The sequence below is a fragment of the Vibrio owensii CAIM 1854 = LMG 25443 genome, assembly GCF_000817815.1.
Taxonomy (GTDB): Bacteria; Pseudomonadota; Gammaproteobacteria; order Enterobacterales; family Vibrionaceae; genus Vibrio; species Vibrio owensii.
On sequence record NZ_JPRD01000055.1, the window covers coordinates 1 to 14,702 of the forward strand.

12 protein-coding genes are annotated in these 14,702 nt (G+C 46.1%); 3 read left to right on the forward strand and 9 right to left on the reverse strand.

Translation table 11 applies throughout. The features are described from left to right. Positions 1–1,064, reverse strand: a 1,064-nt coding sequence (locus H735_RS24740) for a thiamine pyrophosphate-dependent enzyme (protein ID WP_042980556.1), incomplete at its 3' end; no start/stop codon positions are given. Positions 1,065–1,189: 125 nt separating this feature from the next. Continuing rightward, a complete protein-coding gene (tal, locus tag H735_RS24745; protein ID WP_005425862.1) occupies positions 1,190–2,140 on the reverse strand; it encodes a transaldolase in 951 nt (316 codons plus the stop codon). Between the two features lie 465 nt (positions 2,141–2,605). Between tal and H735_RS24750 the strand changes: the two genes are divergently transcribed. Both H735_RS24750 and H735_RS24755 read left to right on the forward strand, forming a co-directional pair. Continuing rightward, a complete protein-coding gene (locus H735_RS24750; protein WP_005435602.1) occupies positions 2,606–3,607 on the forward strand; it encodes a sugar-binding transcriptional regulator in 1,002 nt (333 codons plus the stop codon). Between the two features lie 126 nt (positions 3,608–3,733). Then, a complete protein-coding gene (locus H735_RS24755; protein WP_020196638.1) occupies positions 3,734–5,029 on the forward strand; it encodes a glycoside hydrolase family 18 protein in 1,296 nt (431 codons plus the stop codon). A 41-nt stretch (positions 5,030–5,070) separates the two neighbouring features. Here the strand turns inward: H735_RS24755 and H735_RS24760 are convergent, their stop codons facing one another. From H735_RS24760 to moeA, 7 genes are all read right to left on the reverse strand, one after another. After that, positions 5,071–7,362, reverse strand: coding sequence for a bifunctional diguanylate cyclase/phosphodiesterase (locus tag H735_RS24760; protein ID WP_020196637.1), 2,292 nt, complete (start codon positions 7,360–7,362; stop codon positions 5,071–5,073). Positions 7,363–7,383: 21 nt separating this feature from the next. Then, the gene (locus tag H735_RS24765) at positions 7,384–8,214 is read right to left on the reverse strand and encodes a sulfurtransferase (RefSeq protein ID WP_020196636.1); all 831 of its coding nucleotides are present in this window, start codon (positions 8,212–8,214) and stop codon (positions 7,384–7,386) included. Between the two features lie 55 nt (positions 8,215–8,269). After that, a complete protein-coding gene (locus tag H735_RS24770) occupies positions 8,270–8,569 on the reverse strand; it encodes a hypothetical protein (protein WP_020196635.1) in 300 nt (99 codons plus the stop codon). A 139-nt stretch (positions 8,570–8,708) separates the two neighbouring features. Beyond that, a complete protein-coding gene (locus tag H735_RS24775; protein WP_020196634.1) occupies positions 8,709–9,212 on the reverse strand; it encodes a hypothetical protein in 504 nt (167 codons plus the stop codon). A 12-nt stretch (positions 9,213–9,224) separates the two neighbouring features. Continuing rightward, positions 9,225–11,330: an LruC domain-containing protein gene (locus H735_RS24780; protein WP_020196633.1), complete on the reverse strand. Its 2,106-nt coding sequence runs from the start codon at positions 11,328–11,330 to the stop codon at positions 9,225–9,227. A 176-nt stretch (positions 11,331–11,506) separates the two neighbouring features. Further along, the gene (moeB, locus tag H735_RS24785) at positions 11,507–12,256 is read right to left on the reverse strand and encodes a molybdopterin-synthase adenylyltransferase MoeB (protein ID WP_027726732.1); all 750 of its coding nucleotides are present in this window, start codon (positions 12,254–12,256) and stop codon (positions 11,507–11,509) included. 9 nt (positions 12,257–12,265) lie between these two features. Next, complete coding sequence (moeA, locus tag H735_RS24790; RefSeq protein WP_020196631.1) at positions 12,266–13,501, reverse strand: molybdopterin molybdotransferase MoeA; 1,236 nt, start codon at positions 13,499–13,501, stop codon at positions 12,266–12,268. Positions 13,502–13,788: 287 nt separating this feature from the next. Between moeA and folE the strand changes: the two genes are divergently transcribed. Next, complete coding sequence (gene folE, locus H735_RS24795) at positions 13,789–14,442, forward strand: GTP cyclohydrolase I FolE (protein ID WP_005373478.1); 654 nt, start codon at positions 13,789–13,791, stop codon at positions 14,440–14,442. Positions 14,443–14,702: the final 260 nt, after the last annotated feature.

The following is a 14,702-nucleotide window of genomic DNA, read 5'->3' on the forward strand; positions in this document are numbered from 1 at the left end:
GATGCGATGTTTGCTGGGTTTGCTTGAAGGTCAGCAATAATTTGGTTTGCTTTCTCTTCCCACTCAGCCGGTAGGTCACCGTTTACGCGGCGTTTGAATTCAGCTGCCAGCTCAGGGTACGCTGCTTCATAAGCTGCAAATTTCTCGTCCCACGCTGCTTCCTTAGCTGCGCCTGCTTCTTTCGCTGACCACTCTGCGTAGACTTCCTGCGGAATTTCAAAAGGACCGTGCTCCCAACCTAGTTCTTTACGTGTTGCTGCAATTTCTTCAGCACCTAGTGGCGCACCGTGACAGTCGTGTGAACCAGATTTGTTTGGTGAACCAAAACCGATGATAGTTTTAGTACAGATAAGCGTAGGGCGTGGATCTGCTTTTGCCGCTTCGATTGCTGCGTTGATCGCTTCAGAGTCGTGACCATCTACAGCAGGGATTACGTGCCAGCCGTAAGATTCAAAACGCTTAGGTGTATCGTCAGAGAACCAACCTTCAACGTGACCGTCGATAGAGATGCCGTTGTCATCCCAGAATGCGATCAGTTTGCCAAGGCCTAGTGTACCTGCAAGAGAACAAGCCTCGTGCGAGATACCTTCCATTAGACAGCCGTCGCCCATGAACACGTAAGTGAAGTGGTCAACGATGTCGTGGCCTTCTTTGTTGAACTGAGCCGCTAGTGCTTTCTCAGCCATCGCCATACCAACAGCGTTAGTGATGCCTTGACCTAGAGGACCCGTTGTTGTCTCGATACCAGGTGCGTAGCCGTACTCTGGGTGACCAGGAGTCTTAGAGTGAAGCTGACGGAAGTTCTTAAGATCGTCGATAGATAGCTCGTAGCCTGCAAGGTGCAGTAGAGAGTAGATAAGCATAGAGCCGTGGCCGTTAGACAGTACGAAACGGTCGCGGTCAGCCCACTCTGGGTTTGATGGGTTGTGGTTTAGGTGAGAACGCCAAAGTACTTCAGCGATGTCAGCCATACCCATAGGTGCACCTGGGTGACCAGAGTTAGCTTGTTGAACACCATCCATGCTTAGTGCACGGATTGCATTTGCAAGGTATTTACGATCCATAGTAGTTACTTCTCGATATTTGATTTAAATAGAGGGAACTTGTCGGAACAAGTTCAAATAGAATTTTTTGAATAAAGCGCTGATGCTAAAAGCGAGTAGGCTGGCTACTCGCTTTTGGTAAGCAATTAAAGCTTAGCTGCGATCATGTCTTCTAGTTTGCCTTGGTCAACCGCGAAGTTACGGATACCCTCAGCTACTTTCTCAACAGCCATTGCGTCTAGGTTGTGCTCCCATAGGAACTCAGCGTGAGACATTGGAGCTGGACGCTCTTTAGAACCTTTAGAATCAACCAGTTTCTCTACAACTTCGCCTTCAGCAGCTTCTAGCTCAGCAAGAAGAGCAGGAGCGATAGTTAGGCGGTCACAGCCAGCAAGTTCTAGGATCTCGCCGATGTTACGGAAGCTTGCGCCCATAACAACTGTGTTGTAACCGTAGTCTTTGTAGTAGTTGTAGATGTCTGTTACTGAGATTACACCTGGATCTTCTGAAGCTTCAAAGTCACGACCTTCTTTCGCTTTGTACCAGTCCATGATGCGGCCAACGAATGGCGAGATTAGGAATACGCCTGCTTCAGCACATGCACGAGCTTGCGCGAAAGAGAATAGAAGCGTTAGGTTACAGTTAATGCCTTCTTTCTCTAGGATCTCTGCAGCGCGGATACCTTCCCAAGTAGAAGCCAGTTTGATTAGGATGCGGTCGTTAGTGATGCCTGCATCGTTGTACATTTTTACAAGTTGGCGAGCTTTAGCAACGCTGCCTTCTGTGTCGTAAGAAAGACGAGCATCTACTTCTGTAGAGATACGGCCAGGGATAGTTTTTAGGATCTCTTTACCGATGTTTACTGCGAGCATGTCACAAGTGTCTTGTACTTGTTGTGCTTTGTCGTTGCTTTGTGCTTTTGCGTATTCGATAGAAGCGTCGATTAGAGGTGCGTACTCTTCGATTTGAGCCGCTTTTAGGATAAGAGATGGGTTCGTTGTTGCATCTTCAGGTTGGTACTTTTTGATTGCGTCAATTTCACCAGTGTCCGCTACTACAGTTGTTAGTTTACGAAGTTGCTCTAACTTGTTGCTCATAATCGATCATCCTATATAAATGGGCTTAAGTGTGGTTTTCAATACCACAGCTTGTGCATTTGCAAGCGTGTCGGCTAATCGTCTCATCATATTTAACGAGACATCTGCTCAGCCAACTACGGAAAATTTCGGTACCGAACATTTGCAATGAACATTTGATCGGTAGCTGAGTAAATGATGAATCCATATTTATCCTATCCATGCTGAAAGTCAATCGCCGAAACCGACTTTAAGTGAAGTTCATCAACGTTTTTTTGCTGTGTGTTCAGAGCATGGCCGAAATAAACGTTTGCCCTTATTGTTCAAGGCTTGAGCAGTGCTGATATTAATAAAATCACGCAGTGAGAAAATGTCATTGCAGTGAGCAAATGTCGCAGTAAAATTGGAGGGTAACATATGCTAAGTCAATGAGCGGATGCTCACTAATGCATACAATGTCGATCCTCTAAAAGGGCGAGAAAAACCATGAGCAGTTCTAACCAAGATATTTCTATTGAAAGCACAGACTTACTAACGGAGATTTCCGTTGCTTATTATCAAGATGGGGCGACACAGGAAGAGATATCCAGAAAATTTTCCATTTCTCGTGCCAAAGTAGGGCGAATGCTCAAACAGGCACGTGATGAAGGGATTGTTGAAATCACCGTAAAGTACCACCCAGTGTTCAGCGCCAAGATCGAGCAACGCTTGATTGACCGCTTTGGTGTGAAACGCGCGCTGGTGGCATTGGATCAGCCCAATGAAGAAGCGCAGCGCCTTCAAGTGTCAGGTTTGGTCTCTAACTATCTCACTAGCACGCTCAAGAACGGCATGGTAGTGACGGTAGGGCAAGGGCGTAATGTGTCTTCCGTGGCTCATCACATTGGTGTTATTACGCCGCGTGATTGTAAGTTTGTGTGTGGTATCGGCGGGATCCACCCTCGTGGCGGTATGTTTAACGCCGACCACATTTGCCGACAGTTTGCTAAGAAATATGGTGGAACCTCCGAAACCCTTTATGCACCGGCTTACGCTGAAAACCGAGAGCAGAAAATTGCCTTCATGCAAAATGCTACGGTCAAACAAACGCTCGATCTTGCACGTAAGGCAGATGTTGCCCTTGTCGGTATCGGTGATATGAGTGAAAACAGCTACATGGTTGACCTTGGATGGTTCACTCCAGATGAAGTGGTGCAATCTCGTTTGATGCAAGGTGTCGTCGGGGATTTTGCTGGCTACGACTTCTTTGATATCCACGGCAACGTCGCAAACACAGTAATGAGTGATCGAGTAATCGGCCTAGGTATCGAAGAGTTTAGACCGATTGCAGAAGTGATTGCGATTGCGGCGGAAAACAGTAAGCCTCTCGCACTATTAGGTGCTTTAAGAACTGGCGCGATAGATGTTATTGCAACCAGCGTCAGTAATGCACTGACGGTTCTTAACTTGGATGAGCAGATGCACGGCAACAGTACATCAGAGGTTTAGCACAAATAATATGCAAACTATGTAATCAGGCTGCGAGGATTTATAAATGACTCGCAGCCTGATTTCGTTTTCAAGTTAAAAATAATCCTCAGGAGTAATTTGTAGTTGATTACTCTGGAGGAAATTATGAAAAAGACACTTCTCGCAGCTGCTTTATTTACGGGGTTAACAGGCATGGCGCACGCCGAGCAAAAAGTCGTAGCAGGCTATTTTGCTGACTGGCAATACGCTAACGCAGATAACCCATACACAGTAAAAGACATCCCAGCTGATAACCTGACCCATATCATCTACGCGTTTTTGAGCATGTGTGGCCCTCATACTGGCGCATCTGAGACAGTGCAAAAGTTAGTCGCTAAGCAATGTGAAGGCAAAGAGCCGTATACCGCGATTCTGGTTGATACCGAGGCGGCACTTGAAAAAGACTTTGGTCCGGTCTCTGTCGACGTTCCATATAAAGGGCACTTCGCTCAATTAGCCGAACTTAAGAAGCAACACCCTGATCTGAAAATTCTCCCTTCTTTTGGCGGTTGGACCATGTCTGAACCTTTCCATGCAATGGCTAAAAACCAGCAAGCGATGGATCAGTTTTCCAAAACGGCTGTTGAGTTGATTGCTCAATACGATTTCTTCGATGGTATTGACTTAGATTGGGAATATCCAGGTGGCGGCGGTTTAACGACGTCTCCTTGGAACCCAGATACTAAGCTGACGGATGAGCAGAAAGCGCTTGAACGTGACGCCTTCACATATCTAGTTAAAACCATGCGTGGTGATTTAGATACACTAGCGAAAAAGACCAAGCGTGAGTACGAGCTTTCAACCGCGGTGGGTGTTGGTCCAAAAGCGGCGGGCATCGATTGGAAAGCGGCGCAGCCTTACCTAACCAACATGTTTGCGATGACTTACGACTTCCTTGGTGGTTGGGGGCAACAGACTGGGCATACGACTAACCTACATGCGACTGACCGTAGTTGGTGGGGAATGGGCGCAGACGTGTTCATTAATCAAATGATTGAGCTGGGCATTCCGAGTGAAAAGCTAGTGATTGGTGCGGCGTTCTACGGTCGTGGCTGGCAAGGTACCAAAGATTTTTCTGGAGGCTTACCAACTCAAGACCTAGTTTCTGAGCAAGGCGCACAGTTCGGTACTGGTGAGAATGGCTACTTCATGTTCTGGGATCTGATGAAGAACTACAGCACGAAACAGGGATATGAGTACAAATATGATGAGCAAGCTCAAGCGCCTTATCTGTGGAACCCAGATAAGAAGGTGTTCATCTCATTCGAAGATCAGCGTTCTATAAAAGCCAAAGCAGATTGGGCGAAACAATCAAACCTTGGTGGGATCTTTACGTGGGAGCTATCAGGAGATCCGAAAGGGGAGTTAGTCGAAGTGATGTATAAGGAAATGCAGAACTAGTCTCTGTCCCTTACGCAATAATCACGTAAATCAAGCCGTCGCTATTGTTCGACGGCTTTTTCGTTGTGGTTCTCTTCAGCAAAGCTAACCAACTGTTCAAAAGGCAGTGGTTTGGAATAGAAATAACCTTGAATCAAATCACAGCCACACGCGGCAAGTTGATCGCGTTGCTGACGTGTTTCAACCCCTTCAGCAAGCACTTTCATCCCAAAGTTTTTACCGATAGCAATGATGTTTTGCACCATGTTCAGTGCTTTTTCGTCGTTCTCGATATTGTCGACAAAGCTCTTATCGATTTTAACTTCATCAATCGGTAACGCTTTGAGCATCGAAAGGGAAGAGTAGCCCGTCCCAAAATCATCCAAAGAAATCTTGAAGCCTAGAGTGTGTAGGCGTTCGCAAATCGGGGCAAACTTGTTGAGGTCCTCAATAAATAGGTTCTCGGTGATTTCGAGTGTGATGCGATGTTGGTCGACCCCATGTTTATCAATCAATGCCACTAAGTCGTCGATAAAGTTGACCTGAATGAACTGTTTGACCGAGATGTTTATCGACATTTGAATTGGTTGAGCGGCTAGTTTGGTTAGGCGAGCCATATCAATCAAACTTTTCTCGATGATCAATTCACCTAGCCTCACCATCAAGCCTGAACTTTCCGCTACGGGGATAAATTCATTTGGTGGAACAAAGCCTAGCTCTTCATCTTGCCAACGAATCAGCGCTTCAACACCATAGATTTCACCGTTCACGTTTAACTGTGGTTGATAAACTAGGAATAGATTTTGTCGTTCTATCGCTAACCTCAAACGTTGTTCAACCTTCATTTTATGCAGGTGTTTGGCTTGCATTTGTTGGTCGAACACACTGTATGCATTACGCTCTTTTTTCGCCTGATACATCGCGATATCTGCGGAGCGAAGCAATGCGTCTAAATTTTTACCGTGTGAAGGGTAGAGGGCAACACCGATGCTGCAACTCAATAGAAACTGGTTTTCATTCACAAGGTAAGGCTCAGACAAGTAATGAATCAGATCACTTGCCAGCGTTCGCACAGCATTTTCATCGGTACGGCTGACGAGCAGTATGAACTCATCACTAGCTTCTCTAACAATCAATCGACCATCACTGTGGAAGCTTTTCAAGCGCAGTGCGATTTGCTTCAACACTTCGTCGCCGAACTCGTGCCCATGAGTGTCGTTGACCGATTTAAAGTTGTCGATGTCGATGAACATCAGAGTAAATGGCGTTGAAGACCCGCTTAACCAACCTTTGATATGTGTCCTGAGATATTCGCGATTTGGCAGCAGCGTTAGGTGATCATGATGCGCTTGGTAAAGGAGCTTTTGGCGTGTCGCCAGTTCGTTGTTGGCAATAGAGCGAACGAGTGCGTAAAAACCCGCTTGGATAAAAAGAAAGACAATGGAATACAGCGCAAATTGGTCGAAAAATCCACTTTGTATGTAGCGTAGATCAGTAGAAGACGAGGCCCATAACTTATAATCTGGCAGGTACTTCAATGTGACGAGTTGATTAATTCTTGGATCATCAGCAACAATGTTGACCGCACCAGATAACGCTTTGACGGTTTCTCGACTCCAACCGTACTTTTTCTCAACCTGTTCAAAAACAATGGACTTTTTGTGCCCATCAGCAGGAAGGGTATAACTGAATAGGCTCGCCTGTTCCGCCGAGGTAAAGGTTAGGTAGCCGTCCTCTCGGACCAAAGAGACGCGATTGTGTTTGTTGGCGTGCACATCATTTCTAAACACCAAAGACGAGTTCATGTTGAAGCCAGCTGTCATCACCGCCAGCACCTTACCAGTTTTATCTCGAATCGCTTTTCGAATTGGAATCACTAACGAATCGAGTGCAGGCATGAAATAGGTTCTACCGGCGACCATATGGTCAGATTGCAGTGCAGCTTCGAAAGTCTGTTTAGTCTGAGGATCTTGCTTTAGGTTGTGGAGTTTCTGTAAATCCAGATTAGAACTAATGGCGAGATAATCCCCTTTAGGGTTCGTCAGGCCAAAAGCGGCGATGGCGGGATGGATATCCATCAAGTCATCAAGCAAAGGGCGCATTTGTAATGACGCGGTGCGAGTGAAATCGTTTTGGTCAATTAGTTGATGCCCAACGACTTCTAACAGCGTTTCTTGCCCTTTGAATAGAGAATCGACAGAAGAAGCAAACAACTCCAATTGAAGGAGCTGTTTGTCCTTATATTTATCGAGAGTGGATTCGTAATGATAGTGACCAAACAGAGAGAACAATCCGACACTGATGGCAAACAGTGTCATATAGAGCGTCCAAATGTTCTTCTTTAAGCCGATCATATCGTTTTACTGCTCCTGATCTTAACGCTCGATAGGTAGAGAGTGGTCAGCGCCCCATTCGGTCCAAGAACCGTCGTACACCGACAGATTGTCCAGACCGATTTGATACGCCGCGAGTAATAAAATGCATGCGGTCACACCGGAGCCGCAACTAAAAATGATTGAATTATCACTATCTATTGTTAGTGCGCTAAATATCTGTTGCAACTCTGAATTCGGTTTAATGTGACCGTTGGTTAAGAGTTCTTGAAACGGTAAGCAAACCGAATTTGGAATGTGCCCACTACGTAGACCTTCTCGTGGCTCAGGCACTTCACCAAGGAAGCGATCTTTGGCTCTGGCATCGATGATATTGGCACTTTTATTGGTTGAATGAGCAAGAACATCTTGTGCACTCAAAAAGGCATTTTGGTTGAGCTCGCCCGCAAAGTTACCTTTTTCGCTTGGTTCCGATAGGGCACCTTCGGCAGGGAATCCAGCTTCAATCCACGCTGGAAGCCCACCGTTTAAGACTCGAACATTATTATGTCCCATGGCCTTGAACATCCACCAAGCTCTTGGTGCGGCTAAAGTACCAGAGTTGTCATAAACCACAATCAAGTCCTCGTTGTTCAAACCGAGTTGTTGCGCACTTTGGTTGAAGCCTTCTTCTGTTGGCATCATATGCGGCAGGGAGGAACCGGGTAAACAAAAGTCATTGTCGTAATCAAAGCGTAAAGTGTTTGGAATCCACTTATCTTGGATCTTTTTACCTTCAGAAGGGATTTGAAACGCAATACTAGCGTCGAGGAGCTTGACGTTAGGTTGGCCGAGAAGGCTATTGAGTTCATCAGTACTGATCAGTGCTTGCATTGTTTTTCATTTCCTCAAAGTAGTATGACGTTTGACATGAATTCGAAGAGTAGGCTCATTCGCAGTTTAAAAACGTGAGCGGTTGCTCGAAGAGTGAATCCGTAGCTTGGTTGAATGTCACTAAGGCACCTTCAGGACAATGGACAGAGGTTGGAACCGCAACACGCTTTGTTCCGAGTACCTCTGACTCGACGGTGAGATAGCGTCTTTGCCCATCGAGGGATTGTGTCAGGGTATTTGAAATCACTTTTGCGGTGATGGTTTGTGTTTCATCAGAAGATGTTAGCCACAGAGCCAAACATAATGCGACGATGGCAGCAACAAAGACCAAAATGAAGGTTTTCGGGTTGTCCAACGTGTTTTCCCGCTCGATGATTAATCCTACTGTTTTACAACAAAAAAATCGCATGTTCAAAAGAACGATGCGATTTTTAAGTTAAAGATTGAAGATTTGTTCTGAAAGGCTGCTTTCGCTATGCCTTCAATTTACCCAGTTACATGGTCCAAGTGTTGTCCCCAGAAGTAATCACTTTCTGAATTGGGTCACTACCGTCATAGAACCAAATCTCAACAAGCAGGTTACCTTGGCTATCAGAGACATTAAAGTCGACGTTTGTTGTACCGTTGTTGAGTGGAACCGATGCGACTTTACTTGGGTATCTTGCGTCGTAGTTACCTGAACTGTTCTCTACAAACTCTTTGTACACGCTTAGGTGTGCTCGTTGTGAAGAGAAACCACTGATGTCTACATTGAGCGTACCTTCCGTCACTGGGTTGTAGCTAAAGTCATCTGGTACTACTAGATCCTGCATGGTTGCATCTTCTACTGTTACTGTTGTCTCTTCTTCGGTCGTTTCTTCCTGCTGGGTAGTATCTTCCTCTGGCACGGTGGTTTGGGTTGGTGGAGGTGTGCTGTTACCACCACCTCCTCCGCCGCCACCGCCTCCGCCACAAGCTGTTAGTGCTAATCCCATGATGATTGTGATAAGTGCTTTCATAATGTTATCTCCCTATGGAATGTAGCATTTGTTAGGTGTTGGAGCGGTGTGCCAATCTGTGCTTAGTTCGCCACCAGACTCAGCCCAAGTTTGGAATTGAGGGTATGCATCGACCATGTCTACACGCTCTAGCGGCCAATCCCAATCCTCTACTATCAACAGTGCCCAAGGTAAGTTGTTTGCTGTTTTGAAGTACACACCTTGTGCAGGGTCACTTGCATCGACGCCGACACCGAAGAGGTTTTGGTCATCAAACTGTTCTGTTGGTGCTTGGTCTGCTAAGTGAACTTCCCATTTACGACCTGGCTGGAAGGTAATACCGTCGCCATGGTAAGTCCCCGGCGTTGCGAAGATGAACGGGTCGTATGGCATGGCTTGAATGGCTGAACGGTCAGATCCTTCAGTGAAGTACACATTCAAGGTAAAGGTGAGTGAGACATTATCATCACAGCCAGACTCGGTACGGAAGTAGCTACAGCTGCTCGCCGCGTGTGTGCTTAAGTCTTCACTGATGATGAAAATGGCTTCATCAGAAATACTTTCCAAGCCATTAGATGCTTGTTCTACACCATTGAAGGATAGCGTTGTTAATCCGTTTTCAATTGAGCTTCTTAAAACACCCGGTAGTCGGATTGCGAAGCCATTTTTGTAACTTGCGCCGTAAGCCGCTAGGTCACCAGTAATTTGAATATTCTCAACATGACCCGCAAGACTGGTTTCAGTTATGCGGAATTTCACGACCACATCATTCATGTCGTAGTCTGCGGTGTATGGCCAGTTATCTTCATAAGCCACGGTGGCGTAATCTTCTGCACTCGGGAAATATTCCACGGAGTAACCATTACCAGTGATGGTAATTGGGTAATCTTCAACTTCACCAGACGTTGAGCCACCATCGTAGTTTAATCCGGTTTGTTGGCTAAAGCGGAATCGGCTCCAGCTTGAACCTTCCGTTGCAGCGGTTGAAACTACAAACGGTAGGGGATTATTACCCGCAGACAGTAATTGGTCAGTAAAGACTTGTTCGCCTTCATCATCAAAGTCACCATCGCGGTTCCAGTCAAACCATGCTGATAGGTAGCCAGAAGTAGAAGCCGTCACATTCACAATTGAACTTAAGCCCGGGTCAAGTGCGGATACAAAACCAACACCATCTTCATCAGCGGTGCCTACAGAGTTGTCGTTTGCTTGACCGTCGGCATCACCATCTGGAGCGACGGAACCAAGCCAAGTTACACCGTCCACCTCGTGGCGAGGACCGTTTGACGCAAGCGTGGTGTGGTAGCTGTCTGGAGCATCACCAAAATCAATTGGCTCGTCTTCGTCAATCACTGGAGCATTTGCACAACGTGCACCATCATTTTGGCTTGAGCTTGGACCGTTGGATACAAACTCAACTGCAGGAACGATACCTGCTGCGATATTGGCTGCGTTACCTTCCGAAAGGTCAACACGATAGATTTTGCCATCTTGGTTACGTGACACGTAGTAGTTGCCGTTTACATCGAAGTAGCCAGCACCAAATGTGCCTAGCTCGCCAGTGTCACCTATCGCAGTCGTATTACCATTCGATGGGTTGAACTGATACAGCACTCCAGAGTTATTGTCGATGCCGTAAAGGGAGCCGTCGCCTGGATGGAATGCAAAGTCTGTTAGGTTCACGGTCGCTGTTGAACTAATTTTCACGATGCTCAATGTCGCATTTGGATCAGAATCGAGCGGAGAAAGGTCAATGGAGAAAAGTCCTTTGCCTTTGCGGTACAAGTAGTAGACGTGGTTGTAAACGTCACCTACGTAAAACGTGTGGTCGGTTGGAAGACCCGAAACATCAAGCGTCTCTGCTTGGAAGTCTTGACCAAGACGAACAATCTTTTTGTTTGTGGTGTCGTAGCCGTAAATATAACGGTCAGTGAAGTTAAAACCTACCCCGTTAATGCCCGAAGCCAAACCTGTGTCGTCCTCTAAAAGAGTCGTAGAACCAGTAACCAAATTGACGCCATAGATTTGAACCGGGGTTGATTGGAATAGGTATGCTTTACTTGGGCATGTGTCAAATGGCGCCGCTTGTGCATAAGCGCTCGCTATTAGAGACCCAAGTAGTAGTGATGTCCTTTTCATAATTCGCCCTCTCATTGGTTCGTAATATATGCAATGAAAGGAATGTGCCAAATTTTAAATTATTGAATTTTATGAAATTAAAATTTGTAAGAAAAAGGGTTTTAAATCTGATTGTCAAAATGAGAAAAAAGCCCAACATCGAGTTGGGCTTTTTAGGAATGATTAGAGGTTTAGAACTAACTACAAACCGGACAGGTAGGCATTTTCATCAGATTCATTTCTCGCCAAGACATGCTGAGCGCATCGAGAATCAAAATTTTGCCTTTCTTTGGTTGGCCGTAATCAGCAATCACTTTGATCGCCTCCATCGCTTGTACTGCGCCAACAATACCCACAACAGGAGCCATGACTCCGGCTTCGACACAACTTAACGCACCGCTGCCGAAGAGGGCACTTAAGCACTGGTAACATGGTTGAGTTGGGTCGTCGTAAGTAAACACACTCACTTGGCCTTCCATGCGAATGGCCGCGCCTGAAATTAGCGGTGTTTTGGTCGCAAAACATAGGCGGTTAAGTTGATTGCGCGTATCGACGTTATCTGATGCATCGACAACAATAGTGTGCTGCTTAATCAGGCTCTCTAACGCTGTATCATCAAGACGTTTTGCGATGGTATCTACGATGATGTGCGGGTTAAGTTCGCGTAGTGCATCGGCCGCTGATTCTACCTTCTTACGACCAATATCCGCATCGTGGTGCAGCACTTGGCGCTGAAGGTTAGACAGCTCGACGATATCATCATCAATCAGCGTGATTTTACCGACACCAGCCGTCGCCAAATATTGGCTTGATGCGCAGCCTAAACCGCCAGCACCAAGCATCAATACCGATGCTTGTTTGAGTGCTTCTTGTCCTTCAAAGTCAAACTGACGAAGAATGATTTGGCGGTTGTAACGCAGCATTTCCTGATCGGAAAGAATATCCACAACGTCTTCCTAGTAAAGGGTTGAGTTGAATAGTTGAATCTGAACCGTTTCGCCCACTTCAACTCGGCCGCGTTCACGTTCCAATACAACAAAACAGTTCGCTAGGCTCATTGAGCGGAATGCACCAGAGCTTTGGTTACCGGTTGTTTCAACCACAAACTTGCCATCTTCCAATGTGTAGATACCACGTTGGTAATCGGTACGCCCCGGTGCTTTCTTAAAGGCGGTTTTGGTTGTTGCAGGAATAGACTCGGGTGCTTTCCATTCGGTGTGGCCTGCAAGTTTTGCCAGCATTGGTTGAACAAGCACGTACATAGTAAGAACTGCAGAAACAGGGTTACCCGGCAGACCACAGAACCAAGCTGTACTTAGCTTACCAAATGCGAAAGGTTTACCCGGCTTGATTGCTAGCTTCCAGAAACCAATTTCACCAAGCTCTTCAAGAATGTCTTTGGTGTAATCCGCTTCGCCCACACTGACACCGCCTGAGGTCACTACCACATCTGCCAATGTTTGCGCTTGTTCAAAGGTCGCTTTTAGAGTCTCTGGGCAATCTGGAATGATGCCAAGATCAACGGCTTCACAACCGAAGTTCTCGATAAGCGGTTTAATACCGTAACGGTTGCTATCGTAAATCTGACCTTCGTCTAGCGGCTCGCCCAGTGGTTTAAGTTCATCACCAGTAGAAAAGAAAGCAACTTTTGGCTTACGTACTACTGTTACATGGCTCACACCAAGAGACGCAATCATCGGAATATCGCGAGGTGTTAAACGCGCACCTTTTGCCAATACGATGTCGCCTTGCTTGATGTCGTCACCTGTTGGGCGGATGTTGTTTTGCGGCTTCACGTCAGTTTGATTGAACTGAATGCCAGCATCCGTCACTTCTGTGTTTTCTTGCATGATAACGGCATCACAACCCTGTGGGATTTTTGCGCCAGTCATGATGCGAACACAGGTACCTTGAGGCCATTCACCTTCAAAAGGTTGTCCTGCAAATGATTTACCTGCCAGAGGCAATACAGAAGATGACTCAAGCTCTTGAATCCGAATAGCGTAGCCATCCATTGCTGAGTTATCGAATGGCGGTACGTGAATAGGAGACAAGATGTCTTCTGCCAGTACAAAACCGAGAGCTTCTGCAAGTGGAAGAGAAAGCGTTGTTTGGATAGGTTTGATTTGCGATAGCATTTTGTCCATCGCTTCTTCAATTGGCATCAAGCCAGGTGCGTCGCAGCAGCCCATTGAGAAAATCCTGTGTTCTTTTGTTTTGTGGCAACTTTACCATAAAAAGGGGACCGAGTAAGAATGTCCACCTATAAAATATGGGTGTAATTATTCAAAAATCCGAGTATCCTTGTCAGCCATCCGAAAGGGGTAAAAAGCCCGCGGAGCTCAATAAAATCAGCTCAGTACCTATATTTGATGTGACTTGGTGTAAAGACACGAAACTGAGCAACTCAAAGCGAAAAATATGAATGCAATTTTGATTGGGTTTGTATTAAAGCGGAAGTAACAAAAGAGGAAGTGGAATGTCAGGTCTTAGCGAGTCAGCGAAGTTGGTAAAAGAAGCGCTAGAGCAACGCGGTTTGGAAACGCCAATGCGTCCAAACAACGTAAGTCGTGAAGAGAAGAAAGAGAAGATCGAACACCACATGCGTGAGATCTTAGGTCTGCTTCAACTTGACCTTACCGACGATAGCCTAGAAGAAACCCCACACCGCATTGCTAAGATGTACGTTGACGAAATCTTCTCTGGTCTGGATTACTCTAACTTCCCTAAAATCACGGTGATTGAGAACAAGATGAACGTGAGCGAGATGGTTCGCGTGAAGGACATCACAGTGACCAGTACTTGTGAACACCACCTTGTGACCATTGATGGCAAGGCGGCTGTGGCTTACATTCCACGTGGCAAGATCATTGGCCTATCAAAGATCAACCGTATCGTTCGCTTCTTTGCCCAGCGTCCACAAGTTCAAGAGCGTATGACTCAGCAGATTCTTGTTGCACTTCAAACGTTGCTTGAGTCTGATGATGTGGCAGTGACAATTGACGCAACACACTACTGTGTGAAATCTCGCGGTGTGATGGATGCAACCAGCGAAACGACGACAACAGCATTGGGTGGAATCTTCAAAAGCAACCCAGCAACGCGTGCCGAGTTTCTGCACGGTTTACGCTAAGTAACAAAGCACTATTCTAAGAGGATGGCAAACGCCATCCTTTTTTGTATCTGTCTGAAATGAATAATGATTTGAGAATGAATACGACAAAAATCATTTATCGATTTCTGTGTTGACAGTCACATGCGATAGACTTAATATCCGCGCCCAGCAAACGGTTGCGAAGGCTTCACTTCTCTATTCGTTCTGCCCAATTTGATTCTTCAAGCTCAGCTGATCTCGGTCAGTTGTCTTTCTGTTTTCTAATAGTAGAAAGGCAA

What these genes read in the sequence shown, in the direction of transcription:
- H735_RS24750 (WP_005435602.1), top strand. Translation starts at nt 2,606, where the DNA reads ATGAGCAGTTCTAACCAAGATATTTCTATTGAAAGCACAGACTTACTA.
- tal (WP_005425862.1), bottom strand. Translation starts at nt 2,140, where the DNA reads ATGAGCAACAAGTTAGAGCAACTTCGTAAACTAACAACTGTAGTAGCG.
- H735_RS24760 (WP_020196637.1), bottom strand. Translation starts at nt 7,362, where the DNA reads ATGATCGGCTTAAAGAAGAACATTTGGACGCTCTATATGACACTGTTT.
- H735_RS24775 (WP_020196634.1), bottom strand. Translation starts at nt 9,212, where the DNA reads ATGAAAGCACTTATCACAATCATCATGGGATTAGCACTAACAGCTTGT.
- H735_RS24780 (WP_020196633.1), bottom strand. Translation starts at nt 11,330, where the DNA reads ATGAAAAGGACATCACTACTACTTGGGTCTCTAATAGCGAGCGCTTAT.
- folE (WP_005373478.1), top strand. Translation starts at nt 13,789, where the DNA reads ATGTCAGGTCTTAGCGAGTCAGCGAAGTTGGTAAAAGAAGCGCTAGAG.
- H735_RS24755 (WP_020196638.1), top strand. Translation starts at nt 3,734, where the DNA reads ATGAAAAAGACACTTCTCGCAGCTGCTTTATTTACGGGGTTAACAGGC.
- H735_RS24765 (WP_020196636.1), bottom strand. Translation starts at nt 8,214, where the DNA reads ATGCAAGCACTGATCAGTACTGATGAACTCAATAGCCTTCTCGGCCAA.
- moeA (WP_020196631.1), bottom strand. Translation starts at nt 13,501, where the DNA reads ATGGGCTGCTGCGACGCACCTGGCTTGATGCCAATTGAAGAAGCGATG.